This is a genomic window from Phytohabitans kaempferiae (genome assembly GCF_042433955.1).
In the GTDB taxonomy this organism is placed as follows: domain Bacteria; phylum Actinomycetota; class Actinomycetes; order Mycobacteriales; family Micromonosporaceae; genus Phytohabitans; species Phytohabitans kaempferiae.
The window spans coordinates 1-18746 of the sequence record NZ_JBHLUH010000030.1; the positions used below are offsets into that span (position 1 = coordinate 1).

At 70.4% G+C, this 18746-nt stretch carries 16 protein-coding genes and 1 pseudogene; 9 read left to right on the forward strand and 8 right to left on the reverse strand.

What is annotated here, in order from left to right:
• The 3 genes and pseudogenes from ACFFIA_RS16720 to ACFFIA_RS16730 form a co-directional block, all read left to right on the forward strand.
• Positions 1-241 (forward strand): annotated as a pseudogene (locus ACFFIA_RS16720) (NADP-specific glutamate dehydrogenase); the annotation flags it as partial.
• 314 nt (positions 242-555) lie between these two features.
• A complete protein-coding gene (locus tag ACFFIA_RS16725; RefSeq protein WP_377251907.1) occupies positions 556-1239 on the forward strand; it encodes an SDR family NAD(P)-dependent oxidoreductase in 684 nt (227 codons plus the stop codon).
• A gap of 222 nt (positions 1240-1461) precedes the next feature.
• Positions 1462-2328: an NAD(P)-dependent oxidoreductase gene (locus ACFFIA_RS16730; protein ID WP_377251909.1), complete on the forward strand. Its 867-nt coding sequence runs from the start codon at positions 1462-1464 to the stop codon at positions 2326-2328.
• A gap of 103 nt (positions 2329-2431) precedes the next feature.
• Here the strand turns inward: ACFFIA_RS16730 and ACFFIA_RS16735 are convergent, their stop codons facing one another.
• From ACFFIA_RS16735 to ACFFIA_RS16760, 6 genes are all read right to left on the reverse strand, one after another.
• Positions 2432-2656: a hypothetical protein gene (locus tag ACFFIA_RS16735; protein WP_377251911.1), complete on the reverse strand. Its 225-nt coding sequence runs from the start codon at positions 2654-2656 to the stop codon at positions 2432-2434.
• The gene (locus tag ACFFIA_RS16740) at positions 2653-2841 is read right to left on the reverse strand and encodes an RNA polymerase sigma factor (protein WP_377251913.1); all 189 of its coding nucleotides are present in this window, start codon (positions 2839-2841) and stop codon (positions 2653-2655) included. Before ACFFIA_RS16740 ends, ACFFIA_RS16735 begins: the two co-directional genes overlap by 4 nt.
• Before the next feature lie 37 nt (positions 2842-2878).
• Positions 2879-4879 (reverse strand): ABC transporter permease, encoded by a 2001-nt coding sequence (locus tag ACFFIA_RS16745; RefSeq protein WP_377251915.1) that lies wholly within the window; start codon positions 4877-4879, stop codon positions 2879-2881.
• Positions 4876-6306, reverse strand: a complete 1431-nt coding sequence (locus tag ACFFIA_RS16750; RefSeq protein ID WP_377251917.1) for an extracellular solute-binding protein — start codon at positions 6304-6306, stop codon at positions 4876-4878. The genes ACFFIA_RS16745 and ACFFIA_RS16750 overlap by 4 nt, the downstream gene beginning before the upstream one ends.
• 198 nt (positions 6307-6504) lie before the next feature.
• Complete coding sequence (locus tag ACFFIA_RS16755; RefSeq protein ID WP_377251919.1) at positions 6505-7272, reverse strand: IclR family transcriptional regulator; 768 nt, start codon at positions 7270-7272, stop codon at positions 6505-6507.
• A gap of 314 nt (positions 7273-7586) precedes the next feature.
• A complete protein-coding gene (locus tag ACFFIA_RS16760) occupies positions 7587-10661 on the reverse strand; it encodes an AfsR/SARP family transcriptional regulator (protein ID WP_377251921.1) in 3075 nt (1024 codons plus the stop codon).
• 370 nt (positions 10662-11031) lie between these two features.
• On the opposite strand from ACFFIA_RS16760, the gene ACFFIA_RS16765 reads away from it, so the two are divergent.
• The 6 genes from ACFFIA_RS16765 to ACFFIA_RS16790 are packed head-to-tail and all read left to right on the forward strand — an operon-like array spanning position 11032 to position 16433.
• Positions 11032-12048 carry an alpha-ketoacid dehydrogenase subunit beta gene (locus tag ACFFIA_RS16765; protein WP_377251923.1) on the forward strand — a complete coding sequence of 339 codons (1017 nt, stop codon included), beginning with the start codon at positions 11032-11034 and terminating at the stop codon, positions 12046-12048.
• Positions 12045-13052, forward strand: a complete 1008-nt coding sequence (locus ACFFIA_RS16770) for a thiamine pyrophosphate-dependent dehydrogenase E1 component subunit alpha (protein WP_377251925.1) — start codon at positions 12045-12047, stop codon at positions 13050-13052. The genes ACFFIA_RS16765 and ACFFIA_RS16770 overlap by 4 nt, the downstream gene beginning before the upstream one ends.
• Positions 13049-13285 carry a biotin/lipoyl-containing protein gene (locus ACFFIA_RS16775; protein WP_377251927.1) on the forward strand — a complete coding sequence of 79 codons (237 nt, stop codon included), beginning with the start codon at positions 13049-13051 and terminating at the stop codon, positions 13283-13285. The genes ACFFIA_RS16770 and ACFFIA_RS16775 overlap by 4 nt, the downstream gene beginning before the upstream one ends.
• Positions 13286-13294: 9 nt before the next feature.
• A complete protein-coding gene (locus tag ACFFIA_RS16780) occupies positions 13295-14176 on the forward strand; it encodes an amidohydrolase family protein (protein WP_377251929.1) in 882 nt (293 codons plus the stop codon).
• Positions 14173-15297 (forward strand): mandelate racemase/muconate lactonizing enzyme family protein, encoded by a 1125-nt coding sequence (locus tag ACFFIA_RS16785; protein ID WP_377251931.1) that lies wholly within the window; start codon positions 14173-14175, stop codon positions 15295-15297. The genes ACFFIA_RS16780 and ACFFIA_RS16785 overlap by 4 nt, the downstream gene beginning before the upstream one ends.
• Complete coding sequence (locus tag ACFFIA_RS16790) at positions 15294-16433, forward strand: MmgE/PrpD family protein (protein WP_377251933.1); 1140 nt, start codon at positions 15294-15296, stop codon at positions 16431-16433. The genes ACFFIA_RS16785 and ACFFIA_RS16790 overlap by 4 nt, the downstream gene beginning before the upstream one ends.
• Here ACFFIA_RS16790 and ACFFIA_RS16795 read toward each other — a convergent pair.
• Both ACFFIA_RS16795 and ACFFIA_RS16800 read right to left on the reverse strand, forming a co-directional pair.
• Entirely contained in the window at positions 16430-17509 is a 1080-nt protein-coding gene (locus tag ACFFIA_RS16795; protein ID WP_377251935.1) for a Gfo/Idh/MocA family protein, read from the reverse strand. The genes ACFFIA_RS16790 and ACFFIA_RS16795 overlap by 4 nt on opposite strands.
• Positions 17506-18726 carry a CaiB/BaiF CoA transferase family protein gene (locus ACFFIA_RS16800; protein WP_377251937.1) on the reverse strand — a complete coding sequence of 407 codons (1221 nt, stop codon included), beginning with the start codon at positions 18724-18726 and terminating at the stop codon, positions 17506-17508. The genes ACFFIA_RS16795 and ACFFIA_RS16800 overlap by 4 nt, the downstream gene beginning before the upstream one ends.
• Positions 18727-18746 lie beyond the last annotated feature (20 nt).

The window sequence follows — 18746 nt, forward strand, 5'->3', positions numbered from 1 at the left end:
CAAGGCCGCCAACGCTGGTGGTGTGGCGACCAGTGCGTTGGAGATGCAGCAGAACGCTTCGCGTGATTCGTGGAGTTTCGAGCACACCGAGCGGCGGTTGGCCGACATCATGCACAGCATCCATGACCGCTGTCTGGAGACCGCGGACGCGTACGGCAGCCCGGGCAACTACGTCGCGGGAGCCAACATCGCCGGCTTCATCCAGGTCGCCGACGCGATGCTCGCACTCGGCGTCATCTGACCCCGCACGGCGGCGGCGTAGGCCACGCAGACCTGGCGCGCACCGTCGCCACCGGGCTGCTCGCTCTCGGCGTCCAGCGGATTTCACCACCTCACACCACTACCTGTCCGTGTCCTGTGGGCTTGAACCGTGCAAGCCCGCACAACGGATGAGTCGCTGGTGCGGTCGAGGTGGTGTTCGCGAGGCGACTCAACGACGTGAGGGTGTGACGACAAACGCATAGCCACCCTGGTGGTCAAGCGGCTAATCTGCGGCCGTCTTTCAAGACGATCACGTCGATCGCGGTGATCGGAACATAGGAGAGAGGGCCGCTGTTGCGCGCATCCCGGACAGCGGTCATCACCGGCGGCATGAGTGGTCTCGGCGCGGCTGCCGCCGCCCGCCTGGTCAAGGACGGTCTCAAGGTCATCACGCTGGACCTCGCCGATCGCGCCGACTTACGCGTCGACGTCACCGATGCCGCGGCGGTCCGCGCCGCCGCGGCCCGGCTCGGACCGGTCGACATCCTCGTCAACGCCGCAGGTGTCGTCGGCCCGTACCTGCCACTGTGGCAGATCCCGCTCGATGCCTGGGAGAACACTTTCGCGGTCAACGTCCACGGCACGTTCAACGCCTGCAAAGCCTTCGTACCCGCGATGCGGGAACGCGGTTGGGGCCGGATCATCAATGTCGCCAGCATCGCTGGCAAGGTCGGCAACCCCAATATGTCGGCGTACTCGGCCGCCAGCGCCGCGCTCATCGCCCTTACCAAGTCGCTCGGCAAGGAACTGGCCACCAGCGGGGTCCTGGCCAACGCGGTCGCCCCGACCCTGGTACAGGCGCCATCGAACGCGGCGACGGCGCCCGAGGCCTTCGCCCACGCCAGCGACCGCACCCCGACCAGGCGGCTGAGCCAGCCCGAAGAGATCGCCGAGTTCATCGCCTGGCTCGCCTCCGACAAGGTGAACCACACCACCGGCGCGATTTACGACATCGGCGGCGCACCCGTCACCTACTGACGCGACGCCGCAGCCCAGATGTTTCCGGGCTGTGGCAGGTCACCAAAGCACCCGCGTACGGCTTCGACCGACCCGTCCGCATTACCGGGGCGCCGGTGCCGGTAGCGATCTGGACCGGTCTTCGTCGTAGGTGCCGGCGCGGACGAGAAAGATGCGTCAGCGTCGCACCTACGGGCATGTCAGGGACATCGAAGGTAGAAGACAAAGCTTAGGAGGGGTGTCATGGCAGAAGTCGCGGACTCGGCTGGAGTGGCGGTCATCGGGACCGGCGCCATCGGTACGGCCGTCGCGCGTCGCCTGCTCGCGGGAGGGCACAGCGTCACGGTCTGGAACCGTACCGAGAGTCGTGCCAGTCAGTTGGTCGGTGAAGGGGCGGCACGAGCGGGCTCTGTCCGCGAAGCGGTGTCGTCGAGCACGCTTGTCCTGCTGACCCTCAAGGACTTCACATCCGTACAGCAGTGCCTCGCCGACCTCGACCGCGCCGACCTGTCCGGGCGGACGGTCATCGGGATGTACACGGGCACGGCCAGCGAGGCGCGCTCCCTCGCCGAACGGGTCGACGACCTGGCCGGGCAATACCTCGACGCGGGCATCCAGGCCTCACCGGAGATGATCGGGACCGGTGCCGCGACAATCCTGTACAGCGGCTCACGGACGGCGTTCCAGCGACATACGGCGACCCTCGAGCTGCTGAGCAAGCCGCGGTTCGTCGGTGAGGCGCCAGATGGCGCCGCGGTCTGGGACCTTGCCCTCTTCGGGCTGTGGTACGACGCGCAGGTCGGGCTGTTGCGGGCGCTCGACACGGCACGGTCGGCCGGCATCGACCCGACGGAGTTTAGCCAGACGGCGGCTACACAGCTCGGCCACGTCGTCGACGGTGTGCCCGGCACCATTTCGGAACTGCACCGGGCAACCTATCCCGCAGGCCCAGCAAGCCTCACCGAGCACCTTACGGTCCTGCGCCAGCTCGTCGAGCTGCGGGCTGGCACCCGGCTGGGCGACGGTGGGCTTCCCCAGGTGGCCGAGGTGGTCGAGGTGCTCATCCGCGACGGTCGCGGCGACGAAGGGTTGACCGCGACCGTCTCTTGACCACCGGCCGCCGAGACAGCTCCAGCGACGACGAGCGAGTGCGAGCAGTCCGGCCCGACGTCGCGGCCGCCATCGACGGCGGGGTCGAATCTAGCTACTTCGACTAGGTGGCTCTCTGCACGGCTTTGCGGGTCATGGTCTTCGCGAAGGCGCGGCTCCCGCCCAGATCGGAAGAGGGCTCCACGACGATCACGAGGTCGCCGACCCGGGCAACCCCCACCCACCAACCGGGGTAGCTAGGCTCGGCGGCGGTGCCGACTCCAACGTAGACGAGCAGGCTCTCGTCGCCGGTGAAGTCACGCTCGGCGATCTGCGCGCGCCACGTCACGTCCTCGCTCTGGTCGGGCGAGAACGTGGCGCACCGGGCGACCCGGACTTGACCGTCCCGGGGGACGATCCGGTCTCGACGGCGATCTCGGCCACCGACATGTCACACAGGTAGTGCAGCGCGATCGCCCGGCGCTGGGCGGCGGGCAACCGATGTACCGCCGAGTACGTCAACCTGCCCACCACGGAGAAAACCAAGGTCGCCAAGAAGTAGCAGCAGGGTTCAGCCCTTGACCGCGCCGGCGGTGAGCCCTTCGGTCAGGAAGCGCTGCCCGAAGGCGTACATGATCACCACGGGAACGCTGACGAGCAGTGAGGCCGCGGCGAGCTGTCCCTGCGGTACCACGTCTCCGATGATCATCGACTGCATTCCGACCGGGAGGGTCTTGTACTCGTCCTTCGTGATGAACACGAAGGCGAACAGGAACTCGTTCCAGGCGTTGGTGAGGGTGAACAGCGCGACCGCCAGCAACCCCGGCTTGGCAAGGGGCAGCACCACCCGGCCGAACGCCTGGATGCGGCTGCAGCCGTCGACCAGCGCGGCCTCCTCCAGTTCGACGGGGATCGACGCGAAGTACCCGGTCAGCAGCCAGGTCGCGAACGGAAGCGTGAAGGTCGGGTACGTCACCACCAGCGACCACAGGGAGTCGGTGAGCCGCACCCCGATGAGCAGTTGGTACAGCGGGATGAACAGCAGCGCGCCCGGCATCACGTAGGTGAGCAGCACCGTGACGGTGAAGCCCTGCGCCCCGCGGAACCGCAGCCGGGCCAGCGCGTATCCGGCCAGGGCGGCGAGGACCAGGGCCACGGCGGTGGAGGCCGCGGACACCAGGATCGTGTTGAGGTACCAGCGGCCGAAGGGCTTGGTGGTGAACAGGTCAGTGAACTGCTGCAGGGTCCACGGGGTCGGCCACAGGTCGCTGGTGTGCATGACGATCTGGCCCTCGGACTTGAAGGCCGTGACCACGATCCAGTACAGCGGGACCAGCACGAACAGGAGCAGCCCGGCCAGCCCGAGAGCGGATCCCAGCCCTGACGCCAGGGATGACGCCCGGCGACGACCCCAGGTCCGCAGCGCCGAGACCACCCAACCGACCGCGGCCACGATCAGCAGCAGCACCCCGAGTACCACCGCCGCCTTCCAGAAGATGCGTGGCGAGGCCCAGGCCAGCAGGCCGGTGACCACTGCCGCGATGACCCAAGGCAGCGCCTTGCGCGACTTCCCCGTCCAACGTGGCGGTGCGGCGTCGCCGTCCCGGCGCAGCAACCGGACCAGGACGAACACCAGTACGCCGACGACCGGCAGCATCACGAGCGTGACCGCTGCCCCCGCGCCGTACTGCAGTTGCAGGATCGCCTTGGAGTAGGCGACGAGCACGTACGGGGCGGTCGCGTTGCCAGGGCCACCCTGCGTCAGCAGCCAGATGAGGTCGAAGTTGTTGAACGTCCAGATCGACGACAGGGTCACCGTCACGGTCATCACGTGGCGCAGTCCGGGGAGCGTCACGTGCATGAACCGCTGGAACGGTGAGGCGCCGTCGACGGTCGCCGCCTCGTACTGGTCCGCCGGGATGGCCTTCAACCCGGCGAGGAACGCGACGGTGAAGAACGGCACGCCCTTCCAGACGTTGACGAGGATCACCGACGGCATGGCCAGCGACGGGTCGGAGAGCCAGCCGGCCGGCCAGCTGTCGACCAGGTGCAAACTGGCCAGCAGCGGCCCGATCCCGGACTCGGTGAGCAGCAGGTTGACGCTGCCGAAGATCGGGTCGAGCAGCGAGCGCCAGCTGAACGCCGTCACCACCGTCGGGACCACCCAGGGCAGCAGGAGCAGCCCGGCCAGCACGGACCGCCCACGACGCCGATGGTGCAGCAGCAGGGCCGCGGAGAGGCCGAGGACCACCTTGAAAACCTCGGCGTACGCGGTGAAGACGAACGAGTTCAGTACGCCGGTGCGGAACTGCTCGTCGTTGACCAGGGCGAGGTAGTTGTCCAGGCCGACGAAAACGCTTTCCCGCCCGTGTCGTTCCGTCGTGCTGGTGATCACCGACCGGGCGATCGGCAGCAGCACGAGCCCACCGACCAGCAGAGCCGTCGGCGCGAGGAACAGCGCCGCCAGCCGCCAGTCGCGCCCCAGCCGCCGCTGGACCCTCGTGAGCGAGCCGGGCCCCGACGGCGAGGGTGCCCTCGTCGCCGGAGCCGGCGCCGGACGGACCGACGTCACTGGGGCAGCCCCTGCTGGGTGAAGATCTGCACCATCTTCGTGTGCGCGTCCTGCACCGCCCGCGCGGGCGCCGTTCCCTGGATGACCTGCTGCATCATGTCGGTGAGGACGTAGGCCCCGACCGCGGCCTGCTGGCCCGCGCTGGCCTTCTGCGGAAAGTTCAGGCCGTTCTTCGTGGTCAGCGGCAGCGACTGCTGGGTGATCTTGCGCATGATCGGGAACGCCGGGTCGCCGCTGGTGAAGAACGGGTCGGAGTCCCAGACCTTCTCCCAGGCGGGCAGCGCCAGGCCGGGCGCCTCCTTCGCCACGCCAAGCAGCGCGGGCGCGGTGATCAGGTACTGGGCCAGGAGCTTGGCGAGCGCGGCGTTCTTGGCGCCTTTGAAGACGACGAAACCCTGGGACTGGCCGAGCAGCAGGGGCTTGTCGGTAGCCGGCCCGATGCAGTCGGAGAAGACGTGCGTGTTCTCGTAGACGGGGTTCTTCTTGGTCTTGGAGTCCGCGTACACGCTGAACTGGTTGCGGGTGTAGCCGAGGATCCCGGCGAGCCAGTTCTCGTTGTTGCTGGAGTCGGTCCAGGCGGCCACCCCGGTCGGCAGCATCGGCTTGAACTTGGGATTGGTGTAGATGTCGCCGAGGAAGCTCACCGCCTCCACCGTCTCGGGGGAGTTGAACGTGACCTTCGTACCGTCGTCGGAGGCGATCGACCCGCCATAGGCGTTGATCAGTGCCTCGATGATGCCGTTGGCGTCGCCGGACCGGTTCATCGTCATGCCCCAGCCGAACCGGCGCTTGGCGGGGTCGGAGATCTCCAGGCACAGGTCCCGCAGTTCCTCCCAGGTGTAGATCTCCTTGGGCGTGATGCCCTTCTCCCGCATCCAGTCCTTGCGCAGGAAGGACCCGATTCCGATGAAGTGGTAGGGAATGGCGAACCACTTGCCGTCGAAGACGCAGAAGTTCTTGGACTCCGCGGTGGGCTCACCGTACGTGGCCGTCAGCGCCTCGACGACGTCCGTCACGTCCTCCAGATCGCCCAGCGCGTGGAACTGCGCGACGAATCGCGAGTCGGTCATGAACGCCAGGTCACGCGCCACGCCGCCCTTCACCTCGGCGTCGAGCTTGGCCACCACGTCGCCGGCGTCGGCCTGGACCAGGCTGTTGTCGATCTTCGTCCCGGTGGAGTTGGCGAACTTCGCGATCGAGCTGTCGAGGGCGGCGTTCGCCGCCTCCGAGTACAGCTTCTGCGAGAGCATCCCCATCGAGGTGCCCTTCAACGCCGCCGCGGCGTCGAGCAGTTCCTTCGGCACCTCGGCCTGTGCCTGGGGTGCCGGCGTCGAGTCGCCCCCGCACGCGGCCAGACCGGCCGCGCCGAGCACTCCGACTCCCATCCCCAGAAAGCCGCGTCGGGTCCACATCGGGTTATCCGCCATAGCGATTCGCCTCCTTCGTCTCGCCTCACCGCCGCACGCCGAGGCCGTATTCACGGGGTAGGTGACGCTGACATCGCTGTTCGAAATTTCGAACTTGATTCGGGATTTCGTACCGAGTGGACGCGACGGTAGATGACCCCAACGGGGAGTGTCAATGTATCGATGTTATTGCCGCCCTAAAGGGCAAGGCTGTGGGTGTCAGGACTGGCTTCGGTACCCCATGCGGGCGGAGAGCGTGGCCGCGCCCTCGCGTACCAGCTGGGTCCACGCCTCGTTCGCCTGCGGGGTCCAGCGGATGATAGGGGCGGAGACGCTCATCGCCGCGACGGTCGCGCCGGTATGGTCACGGATCGCCGCGGCCACGCAGCGCATGGCGGTATCGGACTCGCCGTTGTCGACCGCGACGTCTTCGGCCCGAACACGGTCAAGATGCTTCCGCAGGAGGTCCGGGTCGGTGATGCTGGCCGGCGTCATGCCGGGCAGGTCGCCGCTTGCCAGGACGGCGTCCAGGTCGGCCGGATCTAGGCTCGACAGCAGTATCTTGCCGACCGCCGTGCAGTGGGCCGGCAGCCCTCGCCCGACCGCCGAGACCATCCGGACAGGGTGCGTGCTGTCGACCTTGACGAGGTAGATGACATCGGCACCGTCGAGCACGGCGACGAGGACCGCCTCGTCGCACGCGGCGGCCACCTCGCGCGCGACGCCCTGCGCCTCCCGGACCAGATCGAGCCGGCCGGCGAACGCCGAGCCGAGCTGGAAGAGGGGCATGCCGAGCCGGTACCGCACCGGCTGGCCCGGCACGGAGATCAGGTATGACCGAGCCACGAGCGTGACGAGCAGCTCGTGCACGGTGGTGCGAGGCAGGTCGAGCCGCTCGGCCACCTCGCGGGCCGACAGCTGGGCGCGGTCCAGAAACAGCTCGAGGATGTCGAGTGCGCGGATGACCGCCGGTACCACGCGGGGCATGTCGATAGTCCTTTCGAAATGCCGGGCCCCCGTCAACGGCCTACGTGAAACGACATCTGGACAGCGTAGCGGCGGTCGGCCCGCGCGGTAGGGTGCGAACTCGCAGCGTCACGTCTTCGACGCCCGGCTGTCGAGCATCGCGACCCTGCGCGGACCGCCGTGCGCCGGTAGCTGCCGTCCGGCAGCTCGTTGATCTCATCCAAGTCGGTGTCGCCGGCGAGGTCCACCCCGATCCACCGTAGGCACCCGAGCCCCAGGAGTGCTCCAGCCCTTCCTCACCACTCGCCACAACAGCGATGGGGCGGCGTGATGCCCTACGCGTCCTCAAGTGTTGGCCCGGCTGGACCGTCGAGTCGGCCGATCGCTGCGCGGATGTCCTCCGCGTCGGGCATTCCCAGTTCGCTGTAGATGGCGTACGCCTGCTCGTAGTGAGCCCAGGCCTCATCGGTGTCACCCTGCGCCCGGTGGGCGTGGCCGAGGCCGGCGTGAGCACGAGCCTGCTGGGGGCGGGTGCCGGTTTCGGTGGCGATGGCGAGTGCTTCGGTGTAGTGGGCGACGGCGTCCGCGGGTCTGTCGGCGAGCTGGGCGGCCTCACCGAGGCTGTTGAGCGTCCACGATTGGGCGTACCTTTCGCCGGTGGTGCGGCAGAGGGTGAGTGCCTGCCGCAGATAGCCGGTGGCGGTTTCTGGTTGGCGAAGGTGGATGTGGAGCCTGCCTAGACCGTCCAAAATGGAGGCGTGGGTGATGGGGATGTCCAGTTGCTGGACGATGCTGAGGGCGTGCTGAAGGTTCTCGTCGGCGGCCGCGTAGTCACCCTGCCGCAGCTCGACCTCGGCGAGATTTCCCAAGGTGAGACCTTCGTGGTAGCGGGAGCCGACCTCCCGGTATATCGCGAGCGCCTGCCGGTTGTTGTCGGCGGCTTCGTCGTACCGGGCCAGCCAGGCGTTCACCACGGCCAGGTTGGCTAGTCCGGACGCCTCGCCGAGCCGGTCACCGACTTTGCCGAAGCAAGTGACCGCTTCGCGGTAGTCGTCGATGGCTTGTTTGTGGTTGCCCATTCGGGACTGGGCGACGCCGAGCGCGAGCAGCGTCAACCCCTCACCGGCCGGGTCGCCGGCGTGCTGGAAGCGGGTACGAGCCAACTGACCGTGTTCGGTCGCCTGCGCGTACCGGCCGGACGACACGTAGGCGGTCGCGAGGTGGCGCAGCGCGTGTGCGGTCCCCAGCAGGTCGCCGGCCCGTTCGGCGGCCCGCAGGGCGTGGCCGTTGATCGCCAACTGCTCGGTGAGGTGGGCGGCGCTGAGGTACCGGTAAAGGACCCGGGCCAGGTCGACGGCGTATCTGGAGCTGCCATTCGCGGCGGCATGGGCCGCGGTGGCGACCAGGCAGAATCGTTCGCGCTCCAGCCAGGCGCTGGCCGCGCCCGGATCGGTCAGGTCAGGCAGGACCGCGGTCGTGGCGGGGCGGTCGGGTCGCCAATGCGCCTCGGTCGGGTGCAGCGTGTCCATGGCAGACGTCGCTGCCGCCTGGTAGTAGTCGCGTAGGCGTACTTCGGCTTCCCACCGCCGTTGGTCGTTCTCCTCCGTCGTGGCCAGGTCGGTGGCGTAGGCGCGCAGCAGGTCGTGGATGCCGTACCGGCCGCGGTCGGTGCGATGCACCAGGTGAGCGCGGGTGAGCAGCTCCAGGATCCGCCGAGCCTGGTCGACGCCGGCCTCCGTGAGCGCCGCGACCGCGTACGGTTCCAGGTCGGGGCCGGGATGCAGTCCGAGCATCCGGAAGGTTCGGGCGGCTTCGGCCGGCAACTGCTGGATCGACCAGGAGAACACCTCGCGCACGGCCGCGTACTGGTCGCCGCCGGCATCGAGCAGGTCCAGTCGGTCCTGCCGGTCGGCCAGCTCGGCCACCAGATCGGCGAGCGTGTCGTCCGGCCGGGACACCGCCAGCTCCGCGGCGATTCGCAACGCCAGCGGCAGCCGGGCGCACTGCTTGGCCAGTGCCGTGGCCGAGGCGGGGTCGGCGTCGACCCTGGCACCGATCAACCGGCGCAGCAGGCCGACCGCCTCACCGCTGGGCAGCAGGTCCAGGTCGATGCGGACGGCGCCGTGCACGGCGACCAGCCCGGCCAGGCTGTCCCTGCTGGTCACCACCACCAGGCATGAGCCGCTGCCGGGTAGCAGCGGCCGCACCTGGGCAACGTCGGCGGCGTTGTCCAGCACGATCAGCATCCGCCGGCCGGCCAGTTCGCTGCGGTAGCGGGCGGCCCGCTCGTCCAGGTCAAGTGGGATGTTCTGGCCGGTCACCCCCAGCGCGGTCAGGAATCGCGCGAGCGCGTCCTCCGCCGGCATTGGCTGCTGCGGGTCGTAGCCGTGCAGGTTCACGTACAGCTGGCCGTCCGGGAACCGGTCGATGACCCGGTGCGCCCAATGGATCGCGAGCGCGGTCTTGCCGACACCAGCCGTCCCGCCGATCGCGGTGATGACGACGGGGCGTGGGGCACCGGCGCTGTCAGGCAGCAGGTCGTCGAGTCGTTGCAGTTCGGTGGTGCGGCCGGTGAAACTGGGCACGTCGGCGAGTAGCTGCGCCGGCCGGTGCGGACGCGTCCTGCGGCCGGCCGGCGGTCGGCTGGCGTCAGGCGTGCCGACGGTGGACGGCAGGGTGAGCTGGGGGTCCTGCCGCAAGATCTGCTGTTGCAGGTCTCGTAGCGCCGGGCCCGGGTCGCTGCCCAGTTCGTCGACCAGCCGCTGGCGCAGCAGCCGGTACCGGGCCAGCGCGTCGGCCTGCCGGCCGCAGCGGTACAGCGCGAGCATCAGTTGGCCGGCCCGCCGCTCATCCATCGGGTGCTCGGCCACAGCGGCAGTCAACTCGGGCAGCAGCCGTGCGTGCTCGCCGCGGCCCAGCAGTACATCGGTGCGGTCCAGCACCGCGGCGAGCCGCTCGCCCTCCAATCCGACCGCGACCCGCCGTAACCAGTCGCTATCCAGATCCGCGAACGGCGCTCCCCGCCACAACGCCAGGGCCTCGTCCCAGAGGCGCGCGGCGCGCTCGTCGTCGTCAACCCGCCGGGCCTGCTCCGACAACGCCCGGAACCGGTACAGATCGACGACGCCGCGATCGGTCTCCACCAGGTAGCCGTGCGCCCGGCGCACCAGCGCCGCCCCTCCCGCACCATCCAGGACCGTCCGTAGTCGCGACAGGTAGCTGTGCAGCGTCTGGGAGGCCCGCTGCGGCGGCGTCTCCCCCCACACCCGCCCCACCAACTCGTCGAACGCGACCACTCGGCCCAACTCGGCCAGCAACACCGCCAACACCGTCCGTTGCCGAGCGGGCCCCAACGGAACCAGCCCGTGCTCACCGTGTGCGACCACCGGACCCAACACCTGGAACCGCATCAACCGCTTCCCCCTCGCTCCCGCAGTCGGCAACCCACGCAGCAGCCTAGGACCGCGTCGCCAGGGCTACGGGTGTGGCTTCAGGGGGCACTTGGTGGGGAAGCCGCGGAGTTCGACACTCGCACCCCGCACTGGTTCGGTGCCACCAGCGCCGGCCCTGTCGAGTACCTCAGCCCTCATCGGAAGACAAGGCGAACGCGCACACGTCCGATCCGAAACCGCCGCCGACCGTCACTTTCGGAAACGTTGCCGGGACGCGGGCCGCAGGTGAGCGCACTGGTGGCCAGGCATTGAGATCTTGAGGCTCTTGACTCGGCCTGCCGGCATCGGCCACGATTAGAATCGTTTCCAGCTCTCTGAAAGGTGAGGGATGGCACGGATCAGAATGCGGCAGGCGGTTGCCGCCGCGCTGGCGGACGAGATGCGCGAAGACCCCTCGGTGCTCCTGTTCGGCGAGGATGTCGCCGCGGCCGAAGGGCCGTTCAAGACCTCCGAGGGGTTGCTCGCGGAGTTCGGCCCGCTTCGGGTGCGGGATACGCCGATCTCTGAGATGGGCTTCGTCGGCGCGGCGGTCGGCGCCGCCGCCGTCGGGATGCGCCCGGTCGTCGAGATCATGTTCATGGAGTTCCTCGGCGTGGCGCTCGACCAGCTCGTGACCGAAGCGGCGAAGTTCCGGTACCTGAGCAACGGCCGCGTGGGCGTACCGATGGTGGTCCGCGCCAGCACTGGTTCGGGTCTCGGCTTCGGCAGCCAGCACAGCCAGACCCTGGAGAACTGGCTCGCTGCCACGCCAGGGCTGAAAGTGGCCGTCCCCAGCGACTCCCAGACGGCCTATGGCCTGCTCCGCGCGGCGATCCGCGACCCCGACCCGGTGGTCGTTCTGGAGCCGCGGGTCCTCTATGCCGAGCGCGGTGAGTGCGTTACCGGCGAGGAGGGCATCGTTCCCCTCGGCGCCGCCCGAGTCCTCCGTGACGGCGACGCGGTCACGGTCGTCGCCCTCGGGCAGACCGTCCGCGCGGCGCTGGCCGCCGCGGAGCGCCTCGACGCTGGCGTCGAGGTGATCGACCTCGCCACGCTCGTGCCCTGGGACCGGGCGACGGTGCTCGCCTCGGTCGCGAAGACCGGCCGGCTCGTCGTGGTCGAGGAGGCGCCGGTCAGCGGCGGCTGGGGCAGCGAGGTCGTCTCCACGGTGACGACAGCGGCGTTCCGGTCGCTGCAGGCGCCGCCGTTCCGGGTGACCGCGCCGGATGTGCCGGTGCCCTACACCAAGGCCCTCGAGGCGCGCTACAGCCCGACGGTCGACGAGATCGAGTTCCAGCTCAAGACCTACCTCGAGACCGGCGACGTGCCGCAGCCGTGGTGGGTCCGGGAAGGGGTGGCGGCATGACCCTGGTGCGCTCGCAGGACTCGGCGCGGCGGCGGGAGGCGTTGACCGAGCCGGTGGCCCGCTACGAGCGGATGTACGAGATCCGCACGTTCGAGGACCGGATCAACGAGTTGTTCGCGCGTGGCCTTATCCACGGTACGACGCACCTGTGCGCCGGCCAGGAGGCGCTCGACGTCAGCCTCGCGCTTGAGTTGCGCGCCACCGACATCGTCAGCGCCACGTACCGGGGCCACGGCATCGCGCTCGCGCTCGGCATGTCCCCGACCGACGTGCTCGCCGAGATCATGGGCAAGGCCGACGGGTGCGCCGGCGGCGTCGGCGGTTCGATGCACCTCGCGGAGCCCGATGTCGGCCTGCTGCCGACGTTCGCGATCGTGGGCGCCGGCCTTCCGGTGGCGGCGGGCGCGGCGCTCGCGTTCCAGACGCGGAGGGAGGACCGCGTGGCGGTGTCGGTGTTCGGCGACGGGGCAGCCAACATCGGCGCGTTCCACGAAGCGCTCAACCTCGCCGCGGTGTGGAAGCTGCCGGTCGTGTTCGTCTGCGACAACAACGTCTACGCCGAGTACAGCCGGATCGACATCACCACCCCGCTGACCGACCTGCACCGGCGGGCCGGGTCGTACGACATCCCGGGCGTGCCCGTCGACGGCATGGACGTCGGGGCCACCCGCGCTGTGCTCCGCGAGGCGGTGGCCCGGGCCCGGGCGGGGGAGGGGCCGACCCTGGTGGAGGCGAAGACCTACCGGTTCGCCGGCCACTCGCGGGCCGACCAGGCGACCTACCGGCCGGCTGGCGAGCTGGACATGTGGCGCGAGCGCGACCCGGTCACGCTGGCCCGCGACGCGCTCGTGGCCGCCGGCACGGCGACCGAAGACGATCTCGCCACGCTGGAGAAGGCGGTACGCGAGGAACTCGACGCGGTGGTCGAAGCGGTGACCGCCCTGCCCGAGCCGGAGCCAGCCGCCATGTTCCGCAACATCTGGGCGCCGGCGGTGCCCGCGTGAAGGTGACCGTGAAGCTGCCCCGGGTGGCGGACACCGTCGACGAGGTCGTCATCGTGGAGTGGGACGTGTCCGTCGGCGCCACCGTCGCGGTCGGCGACACGCTCGTCCGGGTCGAGACCGACAAGGCGGTCGTCGAGGTGCCTTCCCCGGTGGCCGGCGTCGTCAGCGAACTCCTGGTCACAGCCGACGACGACGTGACGACCGGACAGCCGATCGCCGTCATCCAGGCGTAGGGAGGCGAAGTGATCCCGATCGTCGACACCCACGTGCACTTCTGGGACAAGAAGCATCCGGAACTGCGCTGGGACTGGCTCGCGCCGGATGCGGTGCACCCGATCCTCGGCGACATCGACGGCATCAAGAGCGAGGTCTTCGACGCGCGCCACATGTGGGCCGAGGCCCGGTTCGCCGGCGTGACGCACTTCGTCCACGTGCAGGCGGCGATCGGCTCGCCCGACCCGGTGACCGAGACCGTGTGGCTCACCGAGATGGCCGCGCGGCACGGCATCCCACACGCCATCGTCGGCCACGCCGACCTCGGCTCCGACGACGCCGAGCGTCAGTTGGCACGGCACCGCGAGTCACCGCTGTTTCGCGGAGTGCGCGACTTCGCCGCCGAGCCGACGATCGCCTCGGGGGAACTGCCGCCGGCGTACGAGCGGTCGCTGCGCTACCTCGCAGCGCACGACCTGGTCTTCGACCTCGACTGCGAGTATCCCGTCATGGCCGAGGCGGGCGCCGTCGCGGCGCGCCACCCGGACCTGCGGATCGTGCTCGAGCACATCGGATATCCCCGGCGGCGCGACGACGAGTACTTCCAGGCTTGGCGGGCGGCGATCGCCGACCTCGCGAAGCATCCCAACGTCACGTGCAAGATCTCCGGCCTCGGGATGACCGACCCGCTCTTCACCCGCGAGTCGCTGCGGCCCTGGGCCGAACACTGCCTGGAGAGCTTCGGGCCGCAGCGCTGCGTCATCGGCTCCAACTGGCCCGTCGACCGGCTGTTCAGCTCGTACGACGCCATCATGGCCGGCTACCGCGACTACGTCTCGGCACTGTCGCCGGACGAGCAGCACGCCGTCCTGTCCGGCAACGCCCTGCGCATCTTCGGGATCGCGTCATGAAAGTCACGTCGGTCACGGCCATCCCGGTCGCGTACCCAGAGCCCAACGACTTCGGCGCCACCCGCTACCTGTGCCTGGTCAAGGTCGTCACCGACGAGGGCGCGGTGGGCTGGGGCGAGGCGATCACCCAGTTCCGCGACGCCAACCACGCGGTCGCCCGTCTCATCGAAGGCATGGCCGACGTGGTCGTCGGGCGCGACCCGGTGCACACCGAGTCGATCTGGCGCGCCCTGAAGGACCGGGCCTGGTGGTACGGGTACGGCGGCGGCATGGCCTCGTACGCGATCGCGGCGCTCGACATCGCGCTCTGGGATCTGAAGGGCCAGGCGCTCGGGAGAAGCGTCCTCGACCTGTTGGGCGGGCCGGTACACGACCGGCTGCCGGCGATCGCGTCCGCGCACGCGCACCACTCCTCCATCCCCGACATGGCCGAGGAGGCCGCGGGGTGGCTGTCCACCGGGCTGCGGGGCGTGAAGGTCGGCTTCGGCAAGCGCGGCAACGCCCGGCTGGGCTACGAACACGACCGGGACGTCGAGTACGTCCGCGCGATGCGCCAGGCGATCGGCCCCGACCGGCACCTCATGATCGACCTCGGGATCGCCATCAAATGGGACGTCGCGACCGCGGTGCGCCGCGTCCGCGCCTTCGAGGAGTACGGCATCGACTGGATCGAGGAGCCGCTCGGCGCCTGGGATCCCGAAGGTTACGCCACGCTGCGCGCCAAGACCCAGACCTCCATCGCGTACGGCGAGAAGGAGTGGACCCTGGAGGGGTTCGAGCGTGTGCTCGCCACCGGCACCTGCGACGTGCTCGGCGTCGACCCGGCCCGCGCCGAGGGCATCACCGGCTTCAAGAAGGTCACCGACCGCGTCGAGTTTCACCGCCGGCAGGCCAACGCACACGCCTGGTCGTCGGCCATCGTGACGGCCGCGAGCCTCGCCATCTCCTTCAGCACGCCGGCCTGCAAGGTGTTCGAGCTCAAGCCCTTGCGCAACCCGATGCAGCACGACCTCGTGGCCGAGCCGTTCAGCCACGTCGACGGCTGGATGTCGCCGCCTGTCGAGCGTCCCGGGCTCGGCATCACGGTCGACGAGGACGTCGTCGACCGCTACCGCGAATGACCATTGTGGACCCTGTACTCGTCGCGGTGTCCCGGACGGCGGCGGACGTGCCCGTGGACCGGGCGGCGGCGCGACTGCTGCTCGCCGACCACCTGGCCTGCGTGGCAGCGGGAGACGGCCCGCCGGCCGGTCTCGACCTCGCCGGCCGGCTCGCCCTGCGCTCCCATCGTGGCGACCGCGACGACATCTACTGGCCCGCGCGGATTCACCCTGGCTCGCTCGTGTGGCCAGCCGTGCTCGCCACCGCCGCGCCGGGCGGACCACTGGCCGAGGCGGCGACGGCCGGCTACGAAGCGGCTGTCGCGGTGGCGAGCTGGCTCGGCGCCGGCCACGCCGCGCGGTTTCACGCGACGGCGACGTCCGGGCACGCCGGTGCCGCGGCGGCGGCGGCCGTGTGCCTGGCCGGTGGGCGCGACCCGGACGCGATCGCGGCCGCGGTCGGGCTCGCGATGACCACCGCGGGCGGCGTCAGGCAGACGATCTGGGAGCGCGGCTCGGCCGGCGCCTGGCACCGGGCCGCCGCGGCGTCGGCGGGGGTGGGCGCGGCGTACGCCGCCGCGTGGGGCGTGGCGCCGCCGCGTGCGGTGCTGACCGGCCCCGCCGGGGTCGCCGCCCTGCTCGCCGGCGACCCGTCGGCCGCCCCGCCGGGACCGGTCGGAGCGCTGGCGGCGACCGCCATCCGCCCGTACCCGGTGAACGGTTTCGCACAGTCCACTGTCGACGCGCTGCGCGCGTTGCGTCGCGCGGTCGGGCCGGCGGTCGACGCCGTGGAGCTGGCCGTGTCGCCGCTGGTGGCCCGGGCGTGCGCCGGGCCGGACCCGTGGTGGGACCTGGCCGGGATCGCCCGCCGCGCGTGGGCGGCGGGAGATCCCTTCCAGCTCGGCGCCCCGGAGCCGCACCTGACGGTCACGGTGCGGGAGGAGGAGGAACGGCCGGTCGAGTCCGTACGCGCCTGGCCGTCGGGCCGGTTGGCGGAGGCTGTGACGGTCGCCGCCGCCCCCGGTGGGCCCGGCCCGGCTCGCGCGGAGCTGGCCCACCGGAAGTGGAGCGCGATGGGAGTCGACGCTTCTCTGCTGTGGACGGTCGCTGGTACGGGCGACGTGGAGTCCGCCATCCGGGCCGTCGGCGCCGGCTAATCGGCGGTGGCCGGCCGGCCCACCGGCACCGGACGGCCCTCGCGTGCGCTCGCGTACATCGCTTCCAGTACGGCCACCGTGCGCGCGCCAAGCTCACCGGGCGAGCAGTTCTCGACGTCGCGCCCGAGCCCCAGGTCGACCAGGGTGTGCGGTGGCCCGTCGCACTCGTAGCGGCCGCTGCCCGCCGGGAACGTCAGGTCGACGTCGCCGGTGCCGTCGCGGAACATCCGCAGCCGGTCGTTCTCCACGTCGAGCTGGAACTGGCCCTCGGCACCGACCATCCGGACCTGTAGCTGGTCGCGGAACTCCATCGCCTTCTGATGGGCGGAGGCGCCGGTCAGCGTGCCGATCCCACCGCCGGCGAGGTGCAGCACCGCGGCGTCGTGCTGCTCGACGGTGCCGCCGAGCGGGCGCGCGACGACCGCGTTCACCTCGGTCACCTCGACCTCGTGCAGCCACAGTGCCAGCCCGAGCGCGTGGGTCAGCTGGGCCTGGCCGTAGCCGCCGCCGGACAGCGCCGGGTCGACCCAGGTCGCCAGGTCGGGGGCGGAGAGGCTGGACGCGCGGGCGTAGGCGCCGGCGCCGGAGAGCAGCTCCCGCACGCCGGATGCCATGTAGACCATCATCGACTCCACCTGGCCGATGCCGCCGTGCCGGGCGATGTGCTCGCGGGCCTGCCGCATCATCGGCCGGTAGTTGTAGCCGTAGGCGACCAGCAGGTGTCGGCCGACCCGGCGCGCGGTCTCCACCAGATCCCACGCCTGGGCACTGGTGGTCGTGAACGGCTTCTCGACGAGCACGTGCGCGCCCGCCTCCAGCGCTGCCCGGGCGTGCTCGTGGTGCAGGGCCGCGGGGCTGCCGACGAGCACGATGTCGGCACCGCGGGCGAGCACCTCGCGGTAGTCCTCGCTCGCGTGCGCGAAGCCCCACTTGTCGCGGATCTGGGCGAGCAGGTCGCCGCCGAGGCGGCAGACGCCGTGGAACTCGACCTCGTCGCGCCGCTTCGCCAGCTCGGGCAGATGGGACGAGACGGCCCACGAACCCGCACCGATGACCGACAGCCGCAGTTTGCTCACGCTCCACCTCTCAGCGGGACGGGAAGGGCCACCGCGCCCGCGCGGGCGAGGGCGGCGATGTGATCGTCGGAGTAGCCGAGCAGGTCGGCAAGGACCGCTCGGGTGTGCTCGCCGAGCGCCGGGCCGCGGCTGCGGCGCGGGGGCGCGGCGCCGAAACGTACGGGCGAGGCGACCTGGCCCACCGCGCCCAGCCGGGGGTGGTCGACCCGGAACACCAGCTCGCGTGCGGCCACCTGGGGGTCGTCGAGCGCGGCGTGGACGTCGTTGACCGGAGCGCATGGCACGCCGTGCTCGGTGAGCACCGTGAGCCAGTGCGCCGTCGGCTGCTTCGTGAACTCGACGTCGAGCAGCGCGATCACCTCGTCACGGTGCCGCAGGCGGTCGTCGAACGTGACGAAGCGCGGATCCGCGGCCAGCTCCGGCCGGTCGAGCGCCGCGGTCATCCGTACCCAGAACTTCTCCTTGCTGCCGCCGGCGACGATCCAGCCGTCTGCGGTCGGGAAGTTGCCGAACGGCACGAGGGTGGGGTGGCCCGAGCGCGGCACGCGGACCGGCACGTGGCCTTCGGTGAGTGCCCAGGTGGCGAGGTAGTTGAGCATGGAGACGGCGGTGTCGAGCAGGGCCACGTCGGCGTCGCCGCCCACGCCGTCGCGGCGGGCGGCGTGCACGCCGACCATCAGTGACAGGGCGGCGGCGAGCCCGGTCGCGAAGTCGACGGCGGACATGCCGGTCTTCGTGGGCGGCCCGTCCGGCTCGCCGGTGATGCTCATCCAGCCGGCGACGCCCTGCACCATGTAGTCGAAGCCGGGGTCGGCGGCACGCGGGCCGGTCATCCCGTATCCGGACAGGGAGCAGCACACAAGCCGTGGGTTGGCGTGGCTCAGGTCCGCGTACCGCAGACCCAGCTTCGCCGGTACGTCGCCGCGCAGGTTGTAGAAGAGGGCGTCGGCGTGGGCGACCAGGTCCTCGAGTACGCGCCGGCCGTCGGGATGTGCGATGTCGAGGCAGACGCTGCGCTTGTTCCGGTTGAGTGACTCGAAGAAGAGGCTGTCGGTGCCGTCGCGGTAGGGCGGGACGTACCGGCCGACGTCGCCTTCCGGCGGCTGCTCGATCTTGATGACGTCGGCGCCCAGGTCGGCGAGGTGGAGGGAGCCGTATGGTCCCGCGCCGTACTGCTCGATCGCGACGATCCTGATGTCCGACAACGGGAGTGACATTCCGCGACCCTTTCGCATTG